The organism is Desulfotruncus alcoholivorax DSM 16058 (assembly GCF_000430885.1).
Classification (GTDB): domain Bacteria; phylum Bacillota; class Desulfotomaculia; order Desulfotomaculales; family Desulfallaceae; genus Desulfotruncus; species Desulfotruncus alcoholivorax.
In genome coordinates, this window is record NZ_AUMW01000029.1 from 19,502 (window position 1) to 45,024 (window position 25,523).

At 44.3% G+C, this 25,523-nt stretch carries 27 protein-coding genes, 1 pseudogene and 1 riboswitch; of the genes and pseudogenes, 17 read left to right on the forward strand and 11 right to left on the reverse strand.

Annotation, left to right across the window (positions count from 1 at the left end):
* Nucleotides 1–109 precede the first annotated feature (109 nt).
* Nucleotides 110–1,804 (forward strand): FAD-dependent oxidoreductase, encoded by a 1,695-nt coding sequence (locus H569_RS20450; protein WP_034630753.1) that lies wholly within the window; start codon nucleotides 110–112, stop codon nucleotides 1,802–1,804.
* A gap of 60 nt (nucleotides 1,805–1,864) precedes the next feature.
* Here H569_RS20450 and H569_RS0113905 read toward each other — a convergent pair whose 3' ends face one another.
* From H569_RS0113905 to gnd, 3 genes are read right to left on the reverse strand one after another with little or no spacing between them, the layout of a single operon-like run.
* A complete protein-coding gene (locus tag H569_RS0113905) occupies nucleotides 1,865–2,485 on the reverse strand; it encodes a cyclase family protein (protein ID WP_027365490.1) in 621 nt (206 codons plus the stop codon).
* The gene (gene zwf, locus H569_RS0113910; protein WP_238492566.1) at nucleotides 2,482–4,041 is read right to left on the reverse strand and encodes a glucose-6-phosphate dehydrogenase; all 1,560 of its coding nucleotides are present in this window, start codon (nucleotides 4,039–4,041) and stop codon (nucleotides 2,482–2,484) included. The genes H569_RS0113905 and zwf overlap by 4 nt, the downstream gene beginning before the upstream one ends.
* On the reverse strand, nucleotides 4,028–4,924 hold the full coding sequence (gene gnd / locus H569_RS0113915; RefSeq protein WP_027365492.1) for a phosphogluconate dehydrogenase (NAD(+)-dependent, decarboxylating): 897 nt from the start codon (nucleotides 4,922–4,924) through the stop codon (nucleotides 4,028–4,030). Before gnd ends, zwf begins: the two co-directional genes overlap by 14 nt.
* Before the next feature lie 357 nt (nucleotides 4,925–5,281).
* Here gnd and H569_RS0113920 point away from each other — a divergent pair, with 357 nt between their 5' ends.
* Nucleotides 5,282–6,520, forward strand: a complete 1,239-nt coding sequence (locus H569_RS0113920; RefSeq protein ID WP_027365493.1) for a competence/damage-inducible protein A — start codon at nucleotides 5,282–5,284, stop codon at nucleotides 6,518–6,520.
* 73 nt (nucleotides 6,521–6,593) lie between these two features.
* Nucleotides 6,594–8,498 (forward strand): ATP-dependent nuclease, encoded by a 1,905-nt coding sequence (locus H569_RS0113925; RefSeq protein WP_027365494.1) that lies wholly within the window; start codon nucleotides 6,594–6,596, stop codon nucleotides 8,496–8,498.
* 145 nt (nucleotides 8,499–8,643) lie between these two features.
* Here H569_RS0113925 and H569_RS0113930 read toward each other — a convergent pair whose 3' ends face one another.
* Complete coding sequence (locus tag H569_RS0113930) at nucleotides 8,644–8,850, reverse strand: hypothetical protein (protein ID WP_027365495.1); 207 nt, start codon at nucleotides 8,848–8,850, stop codon at nucleotides 8,644–8,646.
* Nucleotides 8,851–9,016: 166 nt separating this feature from the next.
* Between H569_RS0113930 and spoVT the strand changes: the two genes are divergently transcribed.
* The 8 genes from spoVT to H569_RS0113970 all read left to right on the forward strand — a co-directional run bounded on the left by spoVT (nucleotide 9,017) and on the right by H569_RS0113970 (nucleotide 15,574).
* Nucleotides 9,017–9,556, forward strand: coding sequence for a stage V sporulation protein T (spoVT, locus tag H569_RS0113935; protein ID WP_027365496.1), 540 nt, complete (start codon nucleotides 9,017–9,019; stop codon nucleotides 9,554–9,556).
* Nucleotides 9,557–9,710: 154 nt separating this feature from the next.
* Nucleotides 9,711–10,349: a DVU0298 family protein gene (locus tag H569_RS20455; RefSeq protein ID WP_034630756.1), complete on the forward strand. Its 639-nt coding sequence runs from the start codon at nucleotides 9,711–9,713 to the stop codon at nucleotides 10,347–10,349.
* Nucleotides 10,350–10,434: 85 nt separating this feature from the next.
* Nucleotides 10,435–10,704 carry an alpha/beta-type small acid-soluble spore protein gene (locus H569_RS0113945; protein ID WP_081411026.1) on the forward strand — a complete coding sequence of 90 codons (270 nt, stop codon included), beginning with the start codon at nucleotides 10,435–10,437 and terminating at the stop codon, nucleotides 10,702–10,704.
* 164 nt (nucleotides 10,705–10,868) lie between these two features.
* The gene (locus H569_RS0113950; protein WP_027365498.1) at nucleotides 10,869–11,234 is read left to right on the forward strand and encodes an ArsR/SmtB family transcription factor; all 366 of its coding nucleotides are present in this window, start codon (nucleotides 10,869–10,871) and stop codon (nucleotides 11,232–11,234) included.
* Nucleotides 11,235–11,266: 32 nt separating this feature from the next.
* Entirely contained in the window at nucleotides 11,267–13,708 is a 2,442-nt protein-coding gene (locus tag H569_RS0113955; protein WP_238492567.1) for a heavy metal translocating P-type ATPase, read from the forward strand.
* Between the two features lie 121 nt (nucleotides 13,709–13,829).
* Nucleotides 13,830–13,963, forward strand: a riboswitch (cyclic di-AMP (ydaO/yuaA leader).
* On the forward strand, nucleotides 13,963–14,589 hold the full coding sequence (locus H569_RS0113960; RefSeq protein WP_027365500.1) for a C40 family peptidase: 627 nt from the start codon (nucleotides 13,963–13,965) through the stop codon (nucleotides 14,587–14,589). Its footprint overlaps the riboswitch before it by 1 nt.
* A gap of 128 nt (nucleotides 14,590–14,717) precedes the next feature.
* Entirely contained in the window at nucleotides 14,718–14,876 is a 159-nt protein-coding gene (locus H569_RS21905; RefSeq protein WP_081411027.1) for a DUF1540 domain-containing protein, read from the forward strand.
* Nucleotides 14,877–14,998: 122 nt separating this feature from the next.
* The gene (locus H569_RS0113970) at nucleotides 14,999–15,574 is read left to right on the forward strand and encodes a flavin reductase family protein (RefSeq protein WP_027365501.1); all 576 of its coding nucleotides are present in this window, start codon (nucleotides 14,999–15,001) and stop codon (nucleotides 15,572–15,574) included.
* Nucleotides 15,575–15,661: 87 nt separating this feature from the next.
* Here the strand turns inward: H569_RS0113970 and H569_RS23190 are convergent, their stop codons facing one another.
* Complete coding sequence (locus H569_RS23190; protein WP_027365502.1) at nucleotides 15,662–16,114, reverse strand: nickel-dependent hydrogenase large subunit; 453 nt, start codon at nucleotides 16,112–16,114, stop codon at nucleotides 15,662–15,664.
* A gap of 301 nt (nucleotides 16,115–16,415) precedes the next feature.
* Between H569_RS23190 and H569_RS23670 the strand changes: the two genes are divergently transcribed.
* A complete protein-coding gene (locus tag H569_RS23670; RefSeq protein ID WP_407638091.1) occupies nucleotides 16,416–16,622 on the forward strand; it encodes a hydrogenase maturation protease in 207 nt (68 codons plus the stop codon).
* Here H569_RS23670 and H569_RS23675 read toward each other — a convergent pair.
* The 5 genes and pseudogenes from H569_RS23675 to H569_RS0114015 form a co-directional block, all read right to left on the reverse strand.
* Nucleotides 16,594–16,827 (reverse strand): annotated as a pseudogene (locus H569_RS23675) (hemerythrin domain-containing protein); the annotation flags it as partial. The gene H569_RS23670 and the pseudogene H569_RS23675 overlap by 29 nt on opposite strands.
* Before the next feature lie 16 nt (nucleotides 16,828–16,843).
* A complete protein-coding gene (locus tag H569_RS21435) occupies nucleotides 16,844–17,095 on the reverse strand; it encodes a DUF438 domain-containing protein (protein WP_157833543.1) in 252 nt (83 codons plus the stop codon).
* Between the two features lie 4 nt (nucleotides 17,096–17,099).
* The gene (hcp, locus tag H569_RS0114000) at nucleotides 17,100–18,737 is read right to left on the reverse strand and encodes a hydroxylamine reductase (RefSeq protein ID WP_027365504.1); all 1,638 of its coding nucleotides are present in this window, start codon (nucleotides 18,735–18,737) and stop codon (nucleotides 17,100–17,102) included.
* Between the two features lie 468 nt (nucleotides 18,738–19,205).
* Complete coding sequence (locus H569_RS0114010) at nucleotides 19,206–20,540, reverse strand: sensor histidine kinase (protein WP_027365505.1); 1,335 nt, start codon at nucleotides 20,538–20,540, stop codon at nucleotides 19,206–19,208.
* On the reverse strand, nucleotides 20,537–21,205 hold the full coding sequence (locus H569_RS0114015; protein ID WP_027365506.1) for a response regulator transcription factor: 669 nt from the start codon (nucleotides 21,203–21,205) through the stop codon (nucleotides 20,537–20,539). Before H569_RS0114015 ends, H569_RS0114010 begins: the two co-directional genes overlap by 4 nt.
* Nucleotides 21,206–21,339: 134 nt before the next feature.
* Here H569_RS0114015 and H569_RS22800 point away from each other — a divergent pair, with 134 nt between their 5' ends.
* The 3 genes from H569_RS22800 (at nucleotide 21,340) to H569_RS0114030 (ending at nucleotide 23,809) form a co-directional block, all read left to right on the forward strand.
* Nucleotides 21,340–21,615: a hypothetical protein gene (locus H569_RS22800; RefSeq protein ID WP_027365507.1), complete on the forward strand. Its 276-nt coding sequence runs from the start codon at nucleotides 21,340–21,342 to the stop codon at nucleotides 21,613–21,615.
* On the forward strand, nucleotides 21,584–21,883 hold the full coding sequence (locus H569_RS0114025; RefSeq protein WP_027365508.1) for a hypothetical protein: 300 nt from the start codon (nucleotides 21,584–21,586) through the stop codon (nucleotides 21,881–21,883). Before H569_RS22800 ends, H569_RS0114025 begins: the two co-directional genes overlap by 32 nt.
* 93 nt (nucleotides 21,884–21,976) lie before the next feature.
* Nucleotides 21,977–23,809, forward strand: coding sequence for a UbiD family decarboxylase (locus tag H569_RS0114030; protein ID WP_027365509.1), 1,833 nt, complete (start codon nucleotides 21,977–21,979; stop codon nucleotides 23,807–23,809).
* A gap of 21 nt (nucleotides 23,810–23,830) precedes the next feature.
* Here H569_RS0114030 and H569_RS0114035 read toward each other — a convergent pair whose 3' ends face one another.
* The gene (locus H569_RS0114035; protein WP_027365510.1) at nucleotides 23,831–24,406 is read right to left on the reverse strand and encodes a class I SAM-dependent methyltransferase; all 576 of its coding nucleotides are present in this window, start codon (nucleotides 24,404–24,406) and stop codon (nucleotides 23,831–23,833) included.
* Between the two features lie 305 nt (nucleotides 24,407–24,711).
* On the opposite strand from H569_RS0114035, the gene H569_RS21920 reads away from it, so the two are divergent.
* Both H569_RS21920 and H569_RS0114040 read left to right on the forward strand, forming a co-directional pair.
* Nucleotides 24,712–24,864, forward strand: coding sequence for a S26 family signal peptidase (locus H569_RS21920; RefSeq protein ID WP_257720117.1), 153 nt, complete (start codon nucleotides 24,712–24,714; stop codon nucleotides 24,862–24,864).
* A 431-nt stretch (nucleotides 24,865–25,295) separates the two neighbouring features.
* Nucleotides 25,296–25,523 (forward strand): transposase (locus tag H569_RS0114040; RefSeq protein ID WP_027365511.1); only part of this gene is annotated, 228 nt, incomplete at its 3' end.

Sequence of the window (25,523 nt, forward strand, 5' to 3'; positions counted from 1 at the left end):
TTAGTTACGCGGAGCTTACCTTAACCGAGTTAAACAAATGAATTGCATAATCATATTTAGATTTGGTGCATAATGAAGAAAATTTATCAATTCCCACAGGGGGGCTAACATGGCTAAAAAGGTTATTATTGTTGGCGGTGTTGCCGGCGGAGCAGGTACTGCAGCCCGGTTGAGAAGAATGGATGAAGAAGCAAAAATAATATTGTTTGAGCGGGGAGAGTATATTTCCTTTGCCAACTGCGGGCTGCCTTATTATATTGGTGGGGTAATCTCGGAAAGGGAAAAACTTCTTGTCCAGACAGTGGAAGCTATGCATGAGAGGTTTAATATTGATATCAGGGTAAAAAGCGAAGTCACCAGGATCTTCAGGGACACAAAGGAGGTTGAAGTTGCCTACCACGGTGGCACTTACCGGGAGAGTTACGATTACCTTGTGTTATCCCCGGGTGCTGAGCCGCTGGTGCCTCCAATACCCGGTGTGGATAAGGAAGGTATTTTCACGCTAAGAAACATGGCTGATGTTGATAAAATAAAAAATATGGTTACGGGTAAAAAGCCGGAGCGCGTGGCGGTAATCGGCGGGGGTTATGTCGGCGTCGAGGTGGCGGAAAACATGCGCCGCCTGGGAGCGAAGGTAAACGTGATTGAGGCTGCAGAACAAATCCTCGGACCTCTGGACATTGAAATGGCCAGGGTAATAGAAAAAACCTTAATGGACAAAGGTGTTGACATAATCCTTAAGGATGCTGTGGAGCGGTTTGAAGGCGAGAAAACCATTGAAGTGGTTTTAAAAAGCGGCCAAAAGGTGGAAGCGGAAATGGTGCTGCTTGCTGTGGGGGTCAGGCCCGAAACCAAGCTGGCCAGGGAAGCCGGCCTGGAAATAGGCGCAAGGGGCGGCATCAAAGTCAATGAATACTTGCAGACTTCGGACCAGTTTATTTTCGCCCTGGGTGACGCAGTAGAGGTAAAGGATATCGTCAACGGCAAAATGGCGTTAATACCCCTGGCCGGGCCGGCCAATAAACAGGCCAGGATTGTAGCTGATAATATAGCCGGTAAAAAAGCCCGCTTCAGCGGGTCCCAGGGCACTTCTATAATTAAAGTTTTCGACTTTACAGCAGCTGCGACGGGCAATAACGAGAAAATGTTAAAACGGCTGAAAATACCTTACCTGAAGTCATATACGCATTCCCCCTCCCACGCAGCGTATTATCCGGGGGCCATACCCATGATTGTAAAAATTATTTTTTCACCGGACAGCGGCAAATTGCTGGGTGCACAAATAGTGGGGAAAGACGGGGTGGACAAGCGGATTGACGTGCTGGCCACAGCTATTAGAACAGGCTTGACGGTTTACGACCTCGAGGAGTTGGAACTGGCTTACGCGCCACCATATTCTTCTGCTAAAGACCCGGTTAATATGGCGGGTTTCACTGCCGCCAACATTTTAAAAGGAGAAATGAAAGTTATTCAATGGGATGAACTAGATGCCCTGGATAAAGAGAAATATGTATTATTGGATGTTAGAACTGACGAAGAATATCAAAAGGGGCATGTTGCGGGATCGGTGCATATTCCCGTTGACTCACTGCGCAAGAGGATTAATGAGCTTCCCAGCGATAAATTAATAGTTATCTATTGTAAGATAGGTCTCAGGGGTTATATTGCTTATCGCATTTTGGATCAAAAAGGTTTCGATGCCGTCAATCTGAGCGGTGGGTTTGATATTTACCAGGCCATGCGCTATAAGTACGGTGATAGTATCAATATGAACGAGCAGATGACCGGGAAAGAAAAGGTATAGGACGGTGTGAAGCTGGCGGACAGGGTCGTCCGCCCGCGTTAAGAGTCGCCCGCCCCTACATTAAAAACGGATCAAAAACGCCCTGGCGGGCGCACTTTCCGCGCCAACCACTTTAAGCGGCGCCGCGCAAAGAAAATAATTCCCTTCTTCAACTCCGGCCAGCCGCAGGCCCTCGATAATAATTATCCCTGCCTCAAACAATGTTTTGTGAGTAGGGTGGCCGGGTTGGTCCCTTTCAATGCCGAGGGCGTCGATGCCTACGCCGGAAACCCCCGCCTCTTTTAAATATATCGCGCCGCTTTGCTCCAGGAACACAAAATTAAAGTCAAAGTTCTGCTTATAAGAATTTTTTGTTTTTAACAGTATAAAAGCACCGGGTTGAATTTCCCTGGTCGCCAGGTTATTCGCGGTTATTTTGTCCTGCAGCCCGGTAAAATCCAGTACCCTGCATTCTGTAACCACTTTGGCCAGGCTAATCCTGTCTACAGTGTTCCCGCCAGGCAGCATGTGCAGGGGGGCGTCCACATGGGTGCCGGTATGCATACCAATGATTAGTTCCGATTCGCAGCTATTTGAAATGGTAAAGTCCTGTACAAATTTTAACACGGGCTTTTTTTCGGGTTTGTTTTTATAGACCGGCATAGCCTGGTGTATGCTCATTGAAATGTCGATAACCTTCACGTAATAACCTCCCCGGTATGCAGCCAGTGCCTGCCGTCCCTTTCCAGCAGGGTTTGCGCCGCGGCGGGGCCGGTGGAACCTGCGGCGTAGTTGGGGAATTCCGGCTGATGCTCCTTCCAGGCTGAAGCAATATTATCGATAAACTTCCAGGAATACTCAACTTCATCCCACCGGGCAAACAGGGTGGAGTCGCCCCTGATCACGTCGAACAGTAATCTCTCATATGCTTCTGGGGAATTGTTGTCCAACCTGCAATTTTGACAGAAATCCATTTGTACGGGAACAATAATGTTTTCAGTTCCAGGCTTTTTGGCATTAAACTGAAAGAAAACTCCTTCCTGCGGCTGTATTTTTATTACCAGCAGGTTGGGGTTTAATTGCCCGAAAAGCCTGGCGTAAAGTACTTGGGGCAAAGGCTTGAATTGGATGATAATTTCAGTTGATTTAACCGGCACCCTTTTACCGGTCCTGATGTAAAAAGGTACGTTGGCCCACCTGAAGTTATGGATACAGGCCTTAAATGCCACAAATGTTTCGGTACCGGACGTGGGTGACACATTTTCCTCCTGCCGGTAACCGGGCACAGGTTCGTTGTTGATATAACCTGGCCCGTATTGCCCGCGAACAACGTTTTTGAACACATCACCGGGACTGTAATGCTCCAAGGACCGCAAAACTTTAACCTTTTCGTCCCTGATTGATTCGGTGTCAAGGCTGGCCGGCGGCTCTATGGCGGTCAGGGTTAGCAGCTGCAGCATGTGGTTCTGTACCATATCCCGCAGCGCCCCGGCCTGATCGTAGTAATTACCCCTGGAGCTCACGCCGATGGTTTCGCAGGAAGTGATCTGAATGTTGTCGATGAACTGATTGTTCCAAATTGGTTCGAAAAGCATGTTGGCAAACCTGATGACCATAATGTTCTGCAGCATTTCTTTGCCCAGGTAATGGTCAATGCGATAGGTATTTCGCTCGCTGAAGACGCCGGTGATAACTCGATTGAGCTTTTGGGCTGAAGGCAAATCCCGGCCAAAGGGCTTTTCAATAACTACCCTTTGCCAGGCCCCGCGGTTTTCAGCCATGCCGTTGTCATAGAGCTTTTGGGTAATAACATCAAAAAATTCCGGGGCTACGGCAAGGTAGTAGATTCTGTTCCCTCCGGTACCATGCTCCTGGTCCAATTTGTCTAAAAAAGTTTTAAGAGTTTCGTAATCGCTGCTGTCCGTAATGTTGAGTTTTTTGTAATATATTTTATTCCTTAGTTTGCGCCAGCTGGTTTCATCCATATCAAACCGGGCAAATTTGATAATGGATTCGTAAACACCATAGCAGTATTCATCACTGGTAATATCCCGTCTTCCCAGTGCGACCATGGCCAGGTTTTGCGGCAATTGGTTTTCACACAGCAAATTATAAAGCGCAGGCATTAATTTTCTGTGCGTAAGGTCTCCGGTGCCGCCGAATATAACCAGGATGCATGAGCTATCTGGAAAATTATCCGGTTGAGGGTTTAGTTGAAAGATGTTGCCGGCGCGTTCAATTAAATCATGCGTTCTCAATGGCATGGCCCCCAAACTGATTTCGAAGAGCGGCCACCACCTTGCCGCTGAATGTGTCCACCTGCTCCGACCGGAACCTGATAAATAGCGAGTGTGCAATGATGGGGACGGGGGCTTTTAATTCCAAAGCCTCCTGGACAGTCCACAAACCTTCACCGGATGAGTGCATTACGCCCTTGATATGATCTAATTTGGGGTTACTGGCAAATGCTTTTTCAGTTAATTCAATCAACCAGCTTCGGATTACCGAACCATTGTTCCACACCCTTGCCACATCCCGAAGGTTAAAATCAAACCGGCTTTTTTCCAGTATTTCAAAACCCTCCCCAATGGCCTGCATCATTCCGTACTCGATACCATTGTGGACCATCTTGACAAAATGGCCCGTACCGTTGGCTCCGGTATGAAGATACCCGTTTTCCACGCAAATGTCTTTGAACAGGGGCTCCAGGTATTGAAAAACTTCTTTTTCCGCTCCAATCATGGCGCAGGCGCCGTTTCTGGCCCCGTCCATTCCGCCGCTGGTGCCCACGTCAACAAAATCAATGTTTTTTTGTTTTAGCTGGTGGTACCTTTTGATGCTGTCCTTGTAATTGGAGTTTCCGCCATCGATAATAATGTCCCGTTCCTTAAGCAAGGGGACAAGTTTTTCTATCATCTCGTCAACGGGTTTTCCTGCCGGTACCATCAGCCAAAGCATTTTCCTGGGGCCAAGCTTGCCGGCCAGCTGTTCCAGGCTGTCAGTTCCTTCAATCCCGTGGTTTATGGCTTTTTCCACAGTTTGGCGGGTTCTGCTGTAACCAATAACGCTGTGCCCGTGGTCCTTTAGATTTAACGCCAGGTTCAAGCCCATTTTCCCCAGCCCGATCATGCCTATATGCATGTTAACTCCCCTTAACTTTGCTAATATTTACAAATATGGACTTATTTTTGCCCGGCAGAATATTTTTATGTAAGATTAAAATCGCTGGTAAAATAATATAAAATAGATAGAAGTAAAGGAGTCAGGAGACAGAATGAGAGCACAGGGAAATAACAGGAATTAGAGGTCAGTATAAGATGAACTGTTTATCGTTTTGTATATTCTAAATTCTGACTCCTGACTTCTAAATACATGGAATTGTAGGAGACAGAAGTCGGGAGTTGGAACGAGGGAAATAATAGGAGAATGGTATATTGTCTTGCCGATTCTGAATTCTGACTGCTGAATTCTGAATACAGAACAGTTGTGAGGTGCCAAGTGATAGCGGAAATTATTTTTACGGGAACGGAATTGTTACTGGGTCAGATACTTAACACCAACGCCCAGTATATGCAGCAAGAACTAAGCGCAATGGGCATAGACCTGTATTACCAGGTTACGGTTGGAGACAACCTTCAACGCTGTGCGGCTGCTATCAGACAGGCCTCGAAGCGGGCGGATCTGATCATAATATGCGGCGGGCTGGGCCCCACCGAAGATGATATCAGCCGTGAAGCGCTGGCTGAGGCGCTACAACTGCAGCTTGTTCAAGATCCGTTTGCCCTGACGGTTGTAACCAGGTTTTTTAAGGAAAGGGGAGTGCCCGTCTCAAACAATAATTACAAACAGGCACTGGTACCGCAGGGAGGAATTGCCGTTGATAACCCGGTGGGAACAGCTCCGGGAATAATCCTGGAAAAGGAAGGTAAAATATACATCCTGGTCCCCGGACCGCCGCCTGAGTTTGCCAAGATGGTCAGGGAAAAGATTATTCCCTACCTGTTGGGTAAAATGACTGAGCGCTCGGGCCTGATTATGTCCAGGGTGCTTAAGTTTTGCGGTATTGGTGAGGCTTCAATGGATGAAAAACTCAGCGATCTTTTAAAAAGCTGTAATCCAACTGTGGCTCCCACCGCCAAATTTGCCGAAGTTCATTTGAGAATCACCGCCAAAGCAAAAGGGCCGGAGCAAGCCCAAAAAATGATTGACGATATGGAAGCAAAAGTAAGGGAGCGCCTGGGATCATATATTTACGGAACGGATACTGAAACCCTTCCTTCGGTTGTTATCAGCCTGATCAGCCAAAAGAAAATGACTTTATCCGTCATTGAGGACTTTACTGGCGGACAACTGGCCTACCAATTGTCTTCTGCCAAAGGCAGCGACGGGGTTTTTAAATCCGGCCTGGTGGTTACGGATTTAAAGGCTGTTGAATTATTAAAAAGGTGCAACTGGGGCTCCTTGCCCGCAGATTTAAAACAAAGGGCGGAATACCTGGCCACCGCTGTCAGGGAGAAGTTTGAAAGTGATATTGGCGTGGCGGTTACTATTCTAAAAGATCGAGGACAGGGCCAGGCACAAACCAGCCACAAGTTTGTCATGGCAGCCGATGTTAACGGGGTCACCATGTCCAGGGAAATGTTATTGTGGGGGGACAGGGACGATGCGGCGCAGCGTGCCACAACAGTGACATTGATGCTAATATGGCGTTATTTGGAGCATGGAATAAAGTTTTAGCCAATTCGCGGCAGGATCCTCAAGTGGATTCGTCAAATTGTTACATACTTAATAGTTCTCTGGGGATGATTGTTTGGATAAAATTGAATTGATCTTACCCGACGGGTCATCATATGAAATCGACAATAAACCGGGTTTGACCTATATTATTGGACCCAACGGCACCGGTAAATCCTTTGCCTTAAAAAAATTTGCCCAGGAGAATACTGACCAGGCCCTGTACATTTTACCTTCCCGTGAAGATGTGAGGCGTAATTTGAACCCGGTGGTTCGCCGGAGGAAAGATGATTTTTTAAGGGAATGGTTGTTTTATGACAGTATTTGTGAATATTGGAACAGGGCTATCAAACAGCCCGGGTTACTGGCACTGGCTTTTTCTTTTCTGGAAAGACTGGGTGTTCCCCAGAGGGTGTCAGTATGCTCCGAGGACGGTGCGGTCAGATTTTGCATGACTGATGACAAAGGATGCAAGCTGCAGCCTCACGAAGCGCCCGGGTTATTAAATTTACCCGTTTTAGGAATTGCGGTTTACGATCCAGACAGGAAGCTGGTTATCATAGATGAACCCGAACAATCATTGCATCCCCAGGCCCAGCATATTTTTGTGCAGGTTTTGCGCGAGGTTGCAAGGCTGCAGGGTAAACATTTTATCTTAATTACCCATTCACCCTCGATGGTCGATTTGCGAAACGCGGAAGATCTGGCCAGGGTGGTTTTTTTCCGCCGGCCCCAAAATTATAAGAATGCGCGTAAAGTTTTTCAAATTTCGGTTAAAGATGCCAAACAATACGCAGAACTAATTCCCGGGTTAACCACATACAAGCGCGAGGTGTTTTTTGCTGATAAGGTTATTTTGGTGGAAGGACAGCATGACCGCGATGTGCTAATGGCATTGATCGACGCGGGAGGTTACAGCGTTTCCCTGGCAAGAACAAGTGTGCTGCCGCTGGGAGGCGTTGGTTATATGGCCAAGTATTCCGCTTTCTTTAAGGAGATTGGCGTCAAACCCTTTGTTATTTGCGACCGTGATGTAGTTTATCCATCATCTTCCATCCGCTGGTACAGCGGGCGGATGGAGGGGGAAATTTTTGACTGGCGGGGTTGGGTTAACCTGTCTTATGCCAGGGACTACGCTTTGGGGCGGGAAATCAAGCCGCCGCAGGACTTGCCCAGTTTAAATCCTGCGGAGTTTGACCTTCTCGAGCAATTGGCGTCAGATTTGCGCCGAAAAACAAGAAGAGCGATGGATTACGTTGAAAAGAACAGGTCGATGTTGGAAGGGATTAATTCCTTTTCCGAACTGTTTAAGGAAATTGGTAAAAAAGATGAAAATCTGGACTACCGTGAATACAGGGCTTTCCATTTCCTGATGACGGTGGTTTTAAACCATCAAGACTGGGCGGGTAGCCCTGCGGAGGGCGTTTTTTCGGAAATGCGCTCAGCTTATGATAAAATGGAGGCTCAGGCTGATAAGCTTGATATCCTGATCTTAAAGCGGGGCAGGCTGGAGGATATCTACGTGCACGGCGGCCGGCTGGAGCTTTCCAAAACTGAAAAATCGCTGCGTGAGGCCGCGGACATAAGAAGTCTTTACAAGGGACGTAAGGAACAAATCGATATAGATTATTGCGATTTGATCAGACCCTTAAACAGCAAGCGCTTTCTCATCCGTATGAATAACGGAATCCCCCATGAGGCGGCAGCGGTGCTATCAGGCAAAATCCACGAGATATACGATTTCCTATTTGGTGACGGCCAGTTAATTGATCGGATAGCTATATTGGAAAACAGCGGTAAATTAGAGGAAATTTCTTCCGGAGCCAGGCTGGTGGAATATCTACCGCAGGACAGCCCAACTCAGGTAACTTTGGAAATCCCTCTTTTAAAAGGTTATCTTGGCGATGACGGTCGGATAACCATGTCAGCGCATAGCCGGCCCGAGGTATTTAAACTTCTTTACAGGGGGTCGTCCAAGTGAGCAAAATATAGACCCCCTGTCGATGCAGCGCGCACAGCGTGATCTATGTAGGGTCGGACGACCCTGTCCGCCCGCGTTATGACCCACATTGGACATCGGGAAGCGGGCGGACAGGGTCGTCCGACCCTACGAATGCGGACAGCTCTCAGTCGTCTATTATATTTTCCAACTCTTCTTTGGCCAATTCACCTAAACTTACATCCCCTTTCTTCCGGTCGTCCAGCGGCGCAGGAGGGGTCATTCTACCGGGGATTCTGTGTGCTACCCGGGAATCCTGTTCCAAGTGGTCCTTTCCTGCCAGCATGTAATCCGCATCTAATCCAAATGGAACAGTTCTTTTATCATTTTCCAAATAAATCACCTCATTTATATTTTGTGACAAATGAAAGAAATTATAATTTTTCATTTAACCGATAAAATTTGCATATATTGCCAGGTTTTTTTATGGTATTTCGTAAATACTTTTTATCAAACGGCAAAATAATAAATTACTAAAACTAAAAGGAGGAATGAGTTTTGTGAAGCCCACAGGAATAGTCAGAAGAATTGACGAATTGGGCCGCGTTGTTATTCCCAAGGAAATTAGGCGCACAATGAGAATCCGCGACGGTGAACCTCTTGAGATCTACGTTGACAGGGAAGGAGAAGTTATTTTAAAGAAATATGCCCCTATCAACGACCTTGGTCAATTTGCCAAGGAATACACCGAATCTCTCAATGAAGTTCTTGGGCATGTAGTATGTGTTGCCGATAAAGATGAGATAATTGCTGTTACCGGACGCTATAAGAAAGAGCTGCTGAATAAGTCCATTGGCAGTGCGATAACAGATATAATCAATAGTCGTGAAAGTAAAGTTATTAACCAAGAACATAGTATAACCGATGATCAGTTCGTGTTTTCAAGTAGCGTGGTATCACCTATTATTGCTAATGGTGAATCGATTGGAGCGGTGATTATTACCACAAAGGAAGCCGGAGTAAAAATGGGAGACCTTGAAAACAAGCTCGCTTCTACAGCAGCGTCTTTTCTAGCCAAGCAAATGGAATCGTCAAGGTAAAAATTTAGAATATTCAGAATGTTTATTATGTGTGCTTGATAATTTACTCAAGCATCTTTTTTGTGCAATTTTTGTTTTTTAAAAAAAGCTGGCTTAGGCAAAAAAAATAAGGTAACTTTAATAATATAGATGTGAATTATAAGGAGAGAGACTGATGAACCGAACATTTAAAGAAGATGTTCTTATTTTTTTAAAGGAGCGAAAGTTAAATGAACTGGCTGATGTAATAATTAAGAAAAAAAGCCAGATTAAAAATTTACTAAGATTATTATACAGCACTGATGCCATTATACGCTGGAGGGCAATCGAAGCCGTTGGCGTGGTTGTGGACAAACTGGTTGATATTGATTATGAGGCTGCCCGGAACATTATACGTTCAATGTTCTGGTCGATTAACGACGAGTCCGGCGGTATAGGATGGAGTGCTCCTGAGTGTATAGGTGAAATTATTTACCGCAGGCCAAAAGAATTTAGTGAATTCGCCTCTATTATTATCTCCAATACAGATGAAGAGATGCTTCTGCGCGGTGTTTTATGGGCTGCAGGAAGAATAGCCCAGGCTGAACCGGAACTGGTAAGGAGTTTTGTCCCCGAACTAATTAAATACATAGATGATCCAGATCCGGTGGTGAGAGGGTATACGCTGAGGCTTTTACATATAATTGGGGAAAAGGCTCCATTTGACAATAATAGTTATTTACTGGGGGACACAAGCATCGTGCCTGTTTATGAAAACGGAATTTTAAAGGAAGTTTCAGTTGCCGAACTGGCACGTTTACTTTGTAAATGTTGAAAAGGAGAAAATTTTTATTTTAACCGATTTATTACCATTTTATAACTCAGAAAAAAGGACATTATAATTGTTGGAGGTGAATCACATGTCAAAAGAATTTTTAAATAAACTTAAGTTTTCTGTGATTCAGGAACTCCCGGAATTTTCAGGAATAGTTAACGAGGGACAGTATCAACAGAGGCTAAATGACTTTAAGTTTGAAGTGGCTAGAGAAGTCGGTATTTCCTTATCCAGAGGCTATAATGGAAACTTGAAGTCAAAAGATGCCGGGGTGATCGGCGGACACATTGGAGGCAAAATTGGCGGCCACATGGTAAGAGAAATGATAAGGGCATATGAGGCCTCTTTAACTTAGTTTCGGAGGGAGGGCGGATAACCGCCCTTTTTCTATGCGATAAATACGCTAAACCGGGGATCACCTCGTTAGTCTCGTTTTGATTAACTGAAACATAAAATACTTTACAAATGTTGTTTGATATTATAATATTCAAGTAAACGTTTTAATGATAGGGTGATCTAATGGCTGAGTCTGATAAACACGTTTGCGAGATTTTTTGTTTTGATGAGGAAAAAGTAAACCGTATTAAACGGGAAGTGACAGTGACAGAAGGTCTGGGTCAAATCTTCAAAGCTCTTGGGGATGAGACCAGAATCAAAATAATTTATGCGCTATCCCGTGAAGAATTATGTGTCTGCGATGTGGCGCAAATTATAGATGCAACAGTGGCAGCAGCATCACATCACCTGCGGTTGTTAAAAAACCAGGGGCTGGCAAAAAGCCGAAAACAAGGGAAAATGGTTTTTTATTCTTTAAAGGATGAATGTATTAAAACAATTGTTGAAACTGCCCTGCATCATTTAAAAGGAGAATACTGTAAGGCTTAGCACATGATTAGATTTTTTGGAGGTTTAAATTGATGACAGAATACAATGGACATAAAAAGGTTCAATGTTCCTGCACCGGGTGCGCAGTTATATCTCTGAATGAAATGGCCGCATCGAATGATGGGATGGAAAAAAGTAAAAATATTCAAATTGATAGCTTTCGGCTTGCCGGACTGGACTGTACGGATTGTGCTGCCAAATTGGAAAAGTATATAGCCCAATTATCCGGAGTGCGGTCTGTGAAATTAAATTTCGGTGCCTCAAAAATGTTGGTGGAGCATACTGCCGGAACCGGCAAAATTATTAAAAGGGTGGAAGAGGCCGGTTATAGTGCAACGTTGGATGTGCCGGGCCAATCAGCGCGGAAAACAGTTTTCAGGCTATCCGGACTGGATTGCGCCGATTGTGCAGCTAAACTTGAACAAAAGATTTCTGGGATGGGAGGGGTAGAAAGCGTAATAATTAATTTTGGCGCTGCCAAAATAACTGTATGCCATACTATAGGAGTGGCCGAAATTACCCGGGCGGTTAAGGAATCCGGCTATATAGCCGAGCTGGAAAGTGCAGCCGTTGATGGTAATAACCGCGGAACCCCTTGGCGAGACCGCAAGTTAATGCTCAACGTTCTTTCCGGTCTTTTTGTTTTGTCAGGGTTTACGGCCTCCATGATTAGTGCGCCAAGTTCGGTTGTTTTGGTATTATATCTGGCCGCTATGCTTTCCGGCGGGCTATTTGTAGCAAAAAACGCTTACTACTCTTTAAAATCGTTAAGTTTAGATATGAATGTTTTAATGACAATTGCTGTTGTTGGGGCTTCTGCTATTGGCCAGTGGGCCGAGGGAGCAATGGTGGTTTTTCTTTTCGCTTTAGGCAACACTCTTCAAGCTTATAGCATGGATAAAACCAGAAATTCAATCCGGGCGTTAATGGAGCTTTCGCCAAAAGAAGCATTGGTGCGTCGCGGTGGCCAGGAAATGAAGCTTCCGGTGGAAGAAATCATGGTTGGTGATATTGTCATTATTAAGCCTGGTGAAAGAATTGCCGTTGATGGCCGGGTGACTGCAGGTGTTTCAACGGTAAACCAGGCACCCATCACCGGGGAATCGATGCCGGTTGGAAAAGCACCTGGGATCGAGGTATTTGCCGGTACCATTAATGAAAAGGGCTCTCTGGAGGTAGAAGTAACCAAAGTTGCAAGGGATACGATGCTGGCCAGGGTTATTGACATGGTTGAAGAAGCCCAGGGGCAAAAAGCCCCTTCCCAACAATTCGTGGATGTTTTTGCCAAATATTATACGCCCGCGGTTGTTGTGGCGGCGGTGGCCATTGCTGTCTTTCCATCTTTTTTCCTGGGAATGCAATTTAAACCCTGGCTTGAAAGGGCATTGATTCTGCTGGTGATTGCCTGTCCGTGCGCACTGGTGATTTCTACGCCGGTATCAATAATTTCCGCCATCGGCAGCGCAGCCCGTCGTGGCGTGTTGATCAAGGGAGGAGCTTATTTGGAAGCAGCCGGTGCATTAAAAGTACTGGCTTTCGATAAAACCGGCACTTTAACCGAGGGGAGTCCCGAGGTCACAAATATTATCGCTTTGGCAGGCTATACCAAAAAAGATGTACTCATTACTGCAGCCGCAGTGGAAAACAGGTCCCAGCACCCTCTGGCACGTGCTGTAATCAGGCATGCCGGTCAAATGGGCGTCAACCTCCCTGAAAGTAGTGGCTTTCAATCTATTACCGGAAAAGGGGCCAGCTCGGTTATTAATGGCAAACGCTATTATACCGGTAGCCTTCGATTATTTAATGATTTAAACTTGGATACAGCTGCCGCGAAAGAAAGTCTGTTAAAATTACAAAAGGAAGGTAAAACAGCAGTTATTGTCGGATCACATCAAGGAATAATGGGAATAATTGCCATTGCCGACAAGGTGCGTTCCAACAGTGCCCGGGCCTTGGAAGATTTGCGTTCGGCTGGGATTCAAAAAATTGTCATGCTAACCGGGGACAACAAAATCATTGCCGGCAATATAGCTTCCGGCCTGAAACTGGATGCCTTCCATGCAGATTTGTTGCCGGGGGATAAATTGGAAGTTATAAAAAAATTACAGTCACAATTTGGTAGTGTGGGGATGGTGGGTGATGGGGTTAACGATGCACCGGCCCTGGCTGCGGCAAATATAGGTATAGCAATGGGAGGAGCCGGCACGGATACCGCACTGGAAATAGCTGATATCGCTCTAATGGCAGATGACCTGGCTAAATTACCCTACACTATTAAATTAAGCCGGTGGGCATTGAGGATTATTAAACAAAATATTGCTTTTGCGCTGCTGGTAAAAGTGGCATTTATCGCAGGCACCTTTTGGGGTTTTACCAATTTATGGATGGCGGTATTTGCCGATACCGGGGCGGCGCTGCTGGTAATAGCCAACGGTATGCGTCTTATGCGATTAAACGACAGGCCATGCAACTAATTTTATATTTTTTTTGCCAACCCCTCCAAAAATCTGCATTTTTATGCGAATATATATATAGGTTCCAATAAATAAATATCGAAAAGAGGTGGTTACAAACTTATCGACTTAATTGATCATCTAAATATTTACACCGAATCCAATTACATGGGAGCGGGGGAACCATTAATATGGGGTGAATTGCGTTTAAAGCAAGGGGCTATCTTTCGGTCCCAACCCGGCAGCTAACCCCGTAGGTGTGGAAAGGGACAAAAATGACAAAAGCTTTAACGTTTATTTGTACTATGGTTTTGGTAACCATCCTGTTGGGTTTGACTGTGCCTGCCTACGCAGATACTTATTACACTGTGCAGCCTGGTGACACACTATGGAAAATTTCCAGGTTGCATGGAATTTCAGTGGAGCAAATACAAAAAGCAAATTCTTTAACCTCCACAATGATTCATCCAGGGCAAAACCTGTTAATCACAGGCAGTGCTCCGGCTCCACGGCCAATTACCGTATCAAGGGGGACAAGCCGTGAGGAAATGATTGTAGACTTTGCCAAAACTTTTATTGGCACCCCTTACGCTTACAGTGGCCAGTCGCCCGCGGGTTTTGACTGTTCAGGATACGTTCAATACGTTTTCAAAAACTTTGGAGTGGACTTGCCCCGCACCGCATCAGAGCAATTTTACCGGGGTACAATGGTGAACTCCGGTAAAGCAAGGCCTGGAGACATCGTGGCGTTTGCCAGCGGCGGGGTTATCAACCATACCGGGATTTACCTGGGAGGAGGCTCATTTATTAGCTCAACTTCCAGTCACGGTGTGGATATTGCGCCGGTTTTTGGATCTTATTGGGCCGATCACTTTTATGGTTTCAGCAGAATTATACCTTAATTTTCAAATTAGAAACTCCCGGTGTTTTAAACCGGGAGTTTCTAATTTGAAATTCTGTGATTGCAAATAATTCATATTAACACTGGTAATAATAAAATGAATTCTATTATTAAGAAGGAGGAAAAATAATGTCTAAAGTAACTAAATGCATGTGCGAGGAATGTCATTATAACGAAAATTACAATTGCCACGCGGATGGAATTGAGGTTAGGTCAAGTGGAGATAACAAGATAGAAACTTCGGACGGCACCTGCTGCAATACATTCAAACCTAAAAGCATGATGTAAATAATTTCTTAACCAGGCCCCGGGTTTTACAAGGGCCTTTTTAAATTTTATTTGTTTGAAGTTGGAATTAATGAATAAACTATATAAAGTTTATTTGATAGAAATGCATGGGGGGTTCTTATATGAAAAAAAGTTTAGGTGCTAAAACAATTGCTTACCCTACACCCGTTTTTATTATTGGATCTTATGACCCGGAGGGTAAGGCAAATGTAATGACTGCTGCCTGGGGTGGAATTTGTTGTTCCAAGCCGCCGTGTATGTGCATCGCATTGAGAAAAGCGACTTATACCTATCAGAACATTATTAATAAAAAAGCATATACCATCAACATACCCTCTGAAGAATTGGCCTATGCTGCCGATTATTTTGGCATAGTATCCGGAAAGGACGAGGATAAACTGTCCAAAGCAGGTCTCACGGCAGTTAAAAGCGATTTGGTGGATGCACCGTATGTCAAAGAATTCCCAATGGTGATAGAATGCAAGTTAATCCATACTATTGAAATTGGTTTACATACCCAATTTATTGGTGAGATTTTAGATGTAAAAGTTGACGAATCGGCTGTTGATTCTAAAGGAATTCCAAATTTAGATGTGCTAAAGCCTATGGCTTATGCTCCCGAAGTTGGAAAGTATTTTGGTCTTGGCCGGGAAGTCGGCGCCGCCTTTAAAATGGGCAAGGAGATAAAAGAACGGTAATAACCATTGCTAAGTCGCTTCGCTCCTCGCAATGACAAACACAGAAAAGCCCCTGTGCAATTATTACAAGGCCAGGGGCTTTGTTTATCATATTATTAGCTCTTGTTTTACATTCCTTTTTAAGTCCAAAACATGGGTGCCGCAATTTAAACAAGGGTCAAAGGAACGAACAGTGCAACCCAGTATTGTATAGGTTAAATCAGGACGGTGTATCTCTGTGCCAATTAGTGCGCTTTCTAGCGGGCTGTGCTGGCCATATGAATCTTTTAGTAAAAAATTCCAACAGGTGGGGGTTATAATATTATATTTAATCACCTGGTCATTTTTAATGATAGCGCTATGAAGCAGCGCTCCCCGCATGGAATCAATAATTGAAGTTGCCTCAGTTTTAACAGGGATATTCTTTTGTACAATAGGTGGGGGGCCTGGTTGAGGCGTAATCCCTATATTGAAGTAGTCGCGGTAGACGTTAGCTAGTAATTCAGTATCAGGCACCATGCAGCTTTTAACGAAATTGCTAATTGAAGCCTGCAGGAACATAGCTCTGTTGATCTTATCCGCTGTTGGGGCTGCCTTTTGTTTGTTATTAGGTGCTCTTTGACAATGGGTAATATGGTGCCGGTTAGCTCATGCTCGTTACTTTGTGCTAAAATGCGGCACAGTTCGGTAAACTTTTCTTTTTGCATATATTACTCCCCGGAAAAAGTTTATTATTATAAATATGTTTTGGCAGTTAAAAAAAGTTCGAAAAAAACCTCCACCGCATAATCTTTAATATGAAAAATTTACAAAACCGGGTGCTGATACTGGGCATGGGTAATTTAATAATGTCAGATGATGGCTGGGTGTTTATGCTGTTAATGAACTTAAAATGCAAAAATGGCCACCTGGGATAGCAGTTTTAGAGGCGGGGACTTCCATACTCTATTACCTGGAGGAAATAAGCCGGTCTCAAAACATTGTTATTGTAGATGCAGTTAGGTTTGATAACCGTCCCGGAAGGATCTACCGCTTTAATTTTAATGATATTGAATGCTGGCAGAATTAAAGGCGCTAGAGGGAGAACGGAGATTATTAAAATATGAAGAAATTGAGACTAATCTCTTTAGCTCTTTTAGCATTCCCCGTATTTCGTCGTCCACTGACCACATGACGGCAGGCGGGCCGGTAATACCGTGTTTTTCAAGGTAAGGAAAGATAATGTTTTCTTTTTTGCTGCAATGCTTGTCCAAGTTTTGGCTTAAAAAATTAAAGCTTTCACGTAATTAATTAATTGAAGCCTTTTGCCCATTGGGCGCAGCAATTTTTTTGGATTTGGTCCGCAATCCCGTTTAGGATTTTTCTTGCTTCATCATTTTCATGTTTTAAAGTAGATAAAGGATGACCAGGTAAAATTTCAGGTTGCTCATTTTGGGATAAAGCATCTCTGAAAACAGCGGCATGCACTTCGTAAAGCTTTTTGATCTCCTCCGTTGGCATGCCTTCTTCAATGAGCCGCTGCTCCATATCAGAGATTTCCAAAACCTTAATGGTTTTTGTTTAATATTGCTGCCAGGTCTTCGTCCGGTGTGGTAATAGGCTTAATGTTAAAGTTCTTGACCAGAACATCCAAAACATTGGGCGAAATAAAAGCAGGCAAGCTTGGACCGAGGCGTATATCCTTAATCCCCAAATAAAGAAGCGTAAGCAGGATGGCCACCGCTTTCTGCTCGTACCAGGATAATACCATGTGCAGGGGCAGGTCATTTACCCCGCAGTTAAAGGCTTTTGCCAGGGCAAGTGCTATCTGGATGGCTGAATAGGCATCATTGCACTGTCCAATGTCTATGAGACGGGGTATGCCCTCAATTTCTCCCATATCCAGATCAAAGAAGCGGAACTTGCCGCAGGCCAGGGTCAAAACCACGGAGTCCCTGGGCACTTTTTCAACAAATTCAGTAAAGTAATTGCGCCCTGGTTTTGCGCCATCACACCCTGCCACCAGGAAGAAGTGCTTAATGGCACCTTTCTTGACCAGGTCAATAATTTTATCCGATACACCAAATAAAGCGCTGCGACCAAAACCAACCATGACAGTGCCCTTATCTTCGTTGGCAGGAAAACCCTGCATTTCTAGTGCTTTTTCGATTACAGGCTTAAACTGCCCGTTCTCCACATGCCTGACACCAGGCCAACCCACCAGGCCGGTGCTAAAGATGTTATCATGGTAAGATTTTTGGGGTTCCTGCAAGCAGTTTGTGGTCATAAGAATAGCCCCGGGAAAATTAGGGAACTCTTTCTTTTGGTTTTGCCAGGCTGTGCCAAAGTGCCCGTATAAATGCTTATATTTTTTCAGGCCTGGATAACCGTGAGCGGGCAGCATTTCACCGTGGGTATAGACGTATATATCTTTGCCCTCGGTTTGTTCAAGCAGGTCGGACAAGTCCTTGAGGTCATGGCCGGATACCAAAATACATTTGCCCTTTTTGTGACCTAAAGGCACTGCGGTGGGAACCGGGTGCCCGAATGAGTCCGTGTTGGCCTTATCCAGAAGTTCAAGGGTTTTTAAGTTAACCTCACCGCATTTAAGCACCAGGTTAAGCCAATCGTCCATCGAAAGATCTTTTTGAGTCAATGCCGCCATTGCTTCGTGAATAAAAGAGTAGATACTTTCATCTTCCTGACCAAGAATACGGGCATGGTCGGCGTAAGCTGAAACACCCTTGATGCCGAAAACAAGGATCAACTGCAGTGATTGAATATTTTCGTTAGCCTGGCGGTCAATAATAAGACCCATATCTTCACCTTGTTTAATCAGGTTGTCTAGATCAGCGGCAGGTGTAAAGGTAGCTGAAGGGTCAGTAAAGTCAACCTTGCCGCCCGCAGAGTTCACTTTGTCCTTTATTTGCTCTCTTAGCTCAACACAGCTATGGATTAAACCCTGAAATCTTTCAGGGTCGAAATCTACATTGGTAAGTGTGGAAAAAATGGCTTCCACCGTAAAGGCATTAACTTGTGGGTCTACAATGCCATGTTTGCGCCCTTCAGTGGCATATAAAGATAACCCTTTAACCGCATGCAACAGTAAATCCTGAAGTGACGAAACTTCCGGAGTCTTACCACATACGCCGGCAACAGTACAGGCAGTTCCTTTGGCTGTTTGTTCACATTGATTACAGAACATTCCCATGCTGGTTTAATCTCCTTTTCATGGTTTTATCCATCGATTCTTTATGATAATTTTTTACTAAAATAAATTATTTTATGTTTTTTGTTGTGATGAAATATAGTATTAACCTTTTATTTAAAATTATATAAATAAACTGGTATTGTCGACCAAAGACGTATAGAGGCGGAATAAAAGTGGGAGGGATAAGTTTGCAGATTAGATTGTCTTTTTCCGGGGCCGGTGGTCTAATTGAACCATACCCCTAAGGTAGAGCTGATTAACACTGTTATCTATAGTAGGGGTTCTGTTATTGGTTATATTCCCCGGCTGAAAATGCCAATTGCCGGGGACACCCTTGAGGATACTTTGCTTTACATTGACAAGGTAGAAGGAGGCCTTAACTTACATTAAATGTCGAAGAAAAACCAGGTTTTTGGCCCTTATGTTATAGCATTTAAAAAAAACGCGCGCAGGGTAACTGATTTAAGCGCGCGTTGTTAGTGACAGCCTAACAATGGTGGAGACTCCGTTCTGCTCATTTTGCAGGGTAATTTGCCCCCGGTACATTTTAACGATCCGATGGGCTATTGTTAGGCCTAACCCGTATTTACCTTCATGCCCTTTTTGGAATGGTTGGAATATTTGGCTAAAAATATTTGGCTCAATATTAGAGCCGTCATTCCAAAAATTAAGGACAGCTTCTGTCTTGTCGCTATCAATCCCAAGGCTAATTTTTATGCATGAAACCGCATGATTAATGTGATTTTCTAGCAGGTTTTCCACCATAACACGTAGTATTTCTTCATCTCCTTCAATAATCGCCGCCTGTAAATCAAGCTTGTAGGTTAATTCCGGTCGCTGCAGGTATAATCGTTCGAAAATTTTTTCTACCAATTTATCCAGTTGAATTTTTGTTTGAACGGGACTTTGTGCAGCCAAGTAATCAAGGCGGGTTAAATAAAGCAATTGCTTGATCAGCTTCTCCAAGCGTGCGCCTTCCTCGTCAATGACTTGAATACTACCGGGTAAATCACCTTTTGGGTATACTCCATCTTGAATGGCCTGGGCATAGCTGCGGATGACCATGACCGGTGTTTTCAGCTCGTGAGAGATATTCTGCAGCATTGATTGCTGTGCCTCATCCTGCTTAACAAGCTGTTGGCGCATAGTTTCGATAGAACTTGCCAGTTGGCCTATTTCATCACTTTGTTTTATATTTAAAGGTTCATGCCAGTTGCGGTTTGCGATGCGCTTGACATGTTGTTTCATTTGGACCAGGGGGCGGGTCAGATAACGGGCAATAAATAGAGATGCGAACAAACTCATTACCAGCGCAATGCCCGCAATTAACATAATATTAAATAAAAAGGTCTTTACCAATTTGTCTTCTTCGGATATTCTTAACAAGGTAACCCGATAGAGGTAATGCCCGTAAGCAGTGTCTTTTCGAATTACATAACGAATTGGGTATGTGCTATGCATATTTTCATAATATTGCTGGTCGGCTTTTTGAGACAAGGCATTTTGTTGTATTTGCCGCAGCAGGGACTTGGGGTATAAATCCTTAACATTGGATGGAATTTCCGTCCCGTCTTCTAGCAAAATAAACTCTCGAAAATTCAATCCCCGGATATTTAATGGAGGTATATTTTGTTTAGAAAAATTTTTGGGAGGCGGCGGTGTATGCGGCTCCATTAGGGTACTGGTAAAAAAGTGACGGATTAGATAAGGCATAATAAATATTACTACCAGGTATAACAGCAAGCTAACTAAGGATAACGCCATCCAAATTTTAACTGTAAGCGAAATATTTTTCATTTGCCTGCCATCCTGTATCCAAAGCCATAAATGGTTTCAATACGGAGATCCTGCATTTTTCGCCTTAACCGCCGAACCAGGTCGTCAACGGACCGGTCGGTGCCGACATAGTCATCTCCCCAGATTTTGCTTATTATTTGTTCCCTGGATAAGGCTTGTCCCTTGTGTTTGCCAAACAGTAAAGCCAGCTCGTATTCTTTTGATGTTAAATCAATCATATCCGGACCTTTTTGGATAATTCTTTTATCCACGTACAAAGTATAGGGACCAAGGTTAATAACAGTATTATCATGGTCGGCTGATTTATAGACACGTTCTAATAGCCGGTGAGTTCGTATAACCAGTTCGCGGGGTAGGAATGGTTTTGCCAGGTAGTCATCACTTCCCATTTCAAGCCCTTTTATTCTATCAAAATCAGCGTCGCGGGCAGAAATAAATATTATTGGAATGTTAGGGGAGTCATCTTTGATGCTGCGCAGCAACTGATAACCGTCAAGATCAGGGAGCATAATATCCAAAATCCATAGATGTGGATGTTTTCCAATTGCTTGAAGTGCAGATTTGCCGTTGTAAAAAGAGCTGACTTCCCAGCCTTCCTTTTCCAAGTATGATTTTAGTATATGACTTAAATTTATTTCATCTTCTACTAGAAAAATACGAAACATGACGTTCCTCCTTTTTCCGGTTCAGTTTATTATATCAAAAACCTTGACTTTCTTACGCAAGAGGGATGCTAGTTTTATAAAAGACCGAACTCTCTTGACACAAAGAGAGTTCGGTCTTTTGGAAGTATTGATATTTGTTTCTGAAAAATAAAAAAGTTTTAAGTGGAGTCACTTATAATATACATAACAAATGCGGACAAAATATCAAAATTTTATGGGAAATTATGATAAAGTATTACGGGAGTTGTTTTAACTGGATTTTGCAGGATCAATGTTGTTTTAGGAGAAATAACATGAAAATAGGTGTATGTGGTATAGCCTGTGAAAAAATATTAATTGATACGATTAAAAGAATGGTTTTTAAGGGAGCGGTTTTGGATGGAATGGGTAAAGTTGCAGACTTTATATGATTCTAAAGAGAAAGCGTTAAAAACTGCAAGTATCGTTGCTACTACTGAATCCAGATTAGCAAATCAACAACGTGGTCCCCAGTATGAAGTTGAGACCAGGGTAGATCAGGTGGAAGGCAAGTGGCAGGTATCATGGCGTAAAGTATTTGTTGGCTTTAAATCCGGCGGCTGCGGTGGATGTCAGTCCTGCCACGTTAAACCACCCGAACCAAATAAAAACAATGGTAAAATCATACCCTTTAGAAAACCTTCTGTTGAAGATAAATAGTTCTAATTAGAAAATGCCCTGAGGCATACTTTTTCAGCGCCGGCGGCATGGAGTCCATACAAATGTAATAGCCTTTTACGAGGAGTAGACGGGATGATATATAAAAGCATGAAAGAATGTATTTTGGACCTGGAAAAGCATGGTCACCTGGTGCGGGTGCATGAGGAAGTCGATCCGGACCTGGAAATGGCTGAAATACACCGCCGGGTGTACCAGGCCGGGGGACCGGCCATATTATATGAACGGGTAAAGGGTAGCCCTTTTCCGGCAGTTTCCAACCTTTTCGGCACTATGGACCGGGCCAGATTTATCTTTCGATCCACACTGGAAAAAGTAATGCAGTTCATGCAAATCCCGGCCAATCCGATGGCGGTTGTTAAACGGCCGTGGAAATATACCGGATTGCCTTTAACCGCTATAAAAGCACTGCCTAAAAAAGTTCATAAAGGGCCGGTATTGGACTGCGAAACCTCAATCAGCCGGCTGCCCCGGGTCAAATGCTGGCCCGATGACGGCGGACCTTTTATTATGCTGCCCCAGGTTTATACCGAAGATCCTATGCAACCTGGCATTATGCATTCTAACCTGGGTATGTACCGGGTCCAAATGGCCGGCAATCAGTATAACAAAGACAAAGAAATTGGTCTTCACTACCAAATCCAGCGGGATATCGGTCTCCATCATGCCCGTGCCCTACAAAAGGGGGAGCCGCTGAAAGTAAGCATTTTCGTCGGCGGTCCACCTGGTCACACCCTGGCGGCCATCATGCCCCTGCCGGAGCAAATGCCGGAAGCGGCTTTTGCAGGGTTGCTCGCGGGGCGTCGCTTCCGATACACTTACCGGAACGGCTACGCTATTTCAACGGATGCCGACTTTTGCATTACCGGCACCGTGGTGCCCGGGAAAACCAAGCCCGAAGGCCCGTTCGGTGATCATATGGGATACTATTCTTTGCAGCATGAATTCCCCTACTTAAATGTAGAAAACGTTTATCACCGCAAAGACGCCGTCTGGCCCTTTACTGTGGTGGGAAGACCCCCTCAGGAAGACACTGTATTTGGGACGTTAATTCATGAAATCACTAAGCCTGTGGTGCCCACTTCCATTCCCGGCGTAGAAGCTATCCACGCAGTGGATGTGGCGGGAGTTCACCCCCTGCTCCTGGCGGTAGGCCGGGAACAGTATGTTCCCTATGTGCCCCGGGAACCGCGGCAGATATTAACCCTGGCCAATGCCATTCTGGGATTTGGCCAATGCTCACTGGCCAAATATTTATTTATTGCCGCTCTGGAAGACCACCCGGATTTGGATGTTAACGATGTCCAGGCTTTTTTTACCCATGTGCTGGAACGGGTCGACTGGCGGCGGGATTTACACTTTCAAACACGGACTACAATCGATACCCTGGATTACTCGGGCACCGGTTTTAACCGGGGTTCCAAGCTGGTAGTGGCTGCGGCCGGTGAGCCCAGGCGCACCCTTGCCCGAACCCTGGATTACCGGCTTAAATTACCGGATGGTTTTAACCGGCCAGCTTTAGCCATGCCAGGTGTGGTCGTAATCAATGCACCGGCGCGCCCGGATGCCGAAACGGGTGAAAAAGACGCTCTATTCCTGGCCGATTATATGGAAAAAGCGGGTTATCCTGACGATATTGCCCTGGTAGTCATTACCGAAGACAGTGAATTTGCCGCCCGTCATATGAACAATTTCCTGTGGGTTACCTTTACCCGCTCCAACCCTTCTCATGACGTTTACGGAGTGGGTAGTTTTACCGACCACAAACACTGGGGTTGTAAAGGGCCGTTGATTATTGACGCCCGGCTGAAACCACACCATGCGCCGCCGCTGCTTGAATCTCCGGAAATCTCCCGGCGGGTAAACCGGCTCGGTGCTAAAGGTGGTAGCCTGCATGGGATCATATAAGGCAAACTGGAATCAGACTGCTTATTTACGGCAGATATAAACGAAGGCAGGCGGTATATTAAAGGGGACAAAACAAATATCCATATTCCTAAACCTGCTTTGGAGCTGTTTTTTCATTTGTAATGAATACTGGAACGTGATAAACAGCCCGTCCTCTTGCAGGGTATGTTCAACTTCATCCAAAATCCGGTCCCTGGAATCTTGCGAAAAAAGTTTAAAAGGTAGTCCTGAAATAATACAATCCACTTTTGAAAGACCCAAAGCTCCTATCTCTCTTGAAAGATTTTGGGCGTCTTTGCAAAAACGAAACGTTGGATATTTGGCCGTCAGAATTTTCCGCATATCGTTATCTTTTTCAAATATAGCTACCTTGCAACCCCTGGGGACATTTTGATAAATCCCTTTGGTGAAGACCCCTGTGCCTGCACCAAGTTCAACTATTGTTCTAATCAAACTCCAATTGACGGGTGCAAGCATCGCCTGGGCGAGATATTTTGAACTTGGTGTAATACTGCCTACCTGCTTGGGGGATTGAATAAACTTATATAAGAATAATATTTTTTCATACATTAAACTGGATGCCGCCGGATACTGCATGTTTAATCCTCCATTAAAGACTGGTTTTGTAAAGGCGCCCCCTTTGTTATTTTGTTTCGATAAGAATGGTATCAAATCCTTGATTTAACAATAAAGAGGTTGCTAAAATCTGCAACCTCTTTATTGTTAAAATATTGGCGCAAATATGTCAGTCCGCTGTTTAGCCAATCCCTTTTAATAGAATTATAATCTCTATTAAAACATATACTGCTGCTGGATTGCCGTGCTTGGGTCTACCGGCGCTGCCGGCGTTAATAATATGGTATCCTGCTATCCTCCTGTGGTAGGGCAGGTGGCTCTATCTGATACCAAATAATAAATTATTTGGTATGGGTGATAATCGTAACAATAGTTACGATATCAGGTTTTGGGGGCCATTACCAATTAATAATATAATTGGCAAGGCTGAATTCCGTTATTATCCTCTTAATGAAATAGTAATTTTAAACCATGACTAATTTTTAGTTAAATACGCACACGATAAAGATTTTAAAGCAATTATAAAAACAGGGCTGCGAATGGTATTAAAAAGCAAATAGAAATGCTGGAAAAAGAATTGAAGCATTTCGGTCTACCCGTACCCAAACGCCCGACATCTGTTTATGTTACTCCCCCTGATACCACAACAATGTTTGATGATGATCACATTTATCGAATTATTTTGATGGGGGTTCAGGGAATAGCTTCCCTACAGGCCAGACTTATAAGCAGTGTTCAACAAACGATAGAATAAGAGGAATATTTAAAACATGGAATTGGTTGCCACCAAAATTTTTGAGTTAAGTCCGTATAATTGTGTAAAATAGGTTTCCAAAAAAATACTGGAGCCAGACAAATTCCTCAGTTAGAATTGAATTGCCAAAACAAACCTAACAAAGGAGGAATTTGCATGGCTCAATACCAGATTACCGTAAATCAGGAACTTTTGCACCGTCTATTTTTAAGCAATAACAAAGATTCTGGAGTAGCAGCCCTGTTGGAATCCGTATTGAACCAAATCTTACAGGCGCAAGCCACCGAACAACTTCAAGCTGAGCCATACGAGCGTACCAGCGAAAGGAAAGGGTACCGTAACGGTACATCCCCGCACCAACTAACCACCCGGGTAGGAACCATA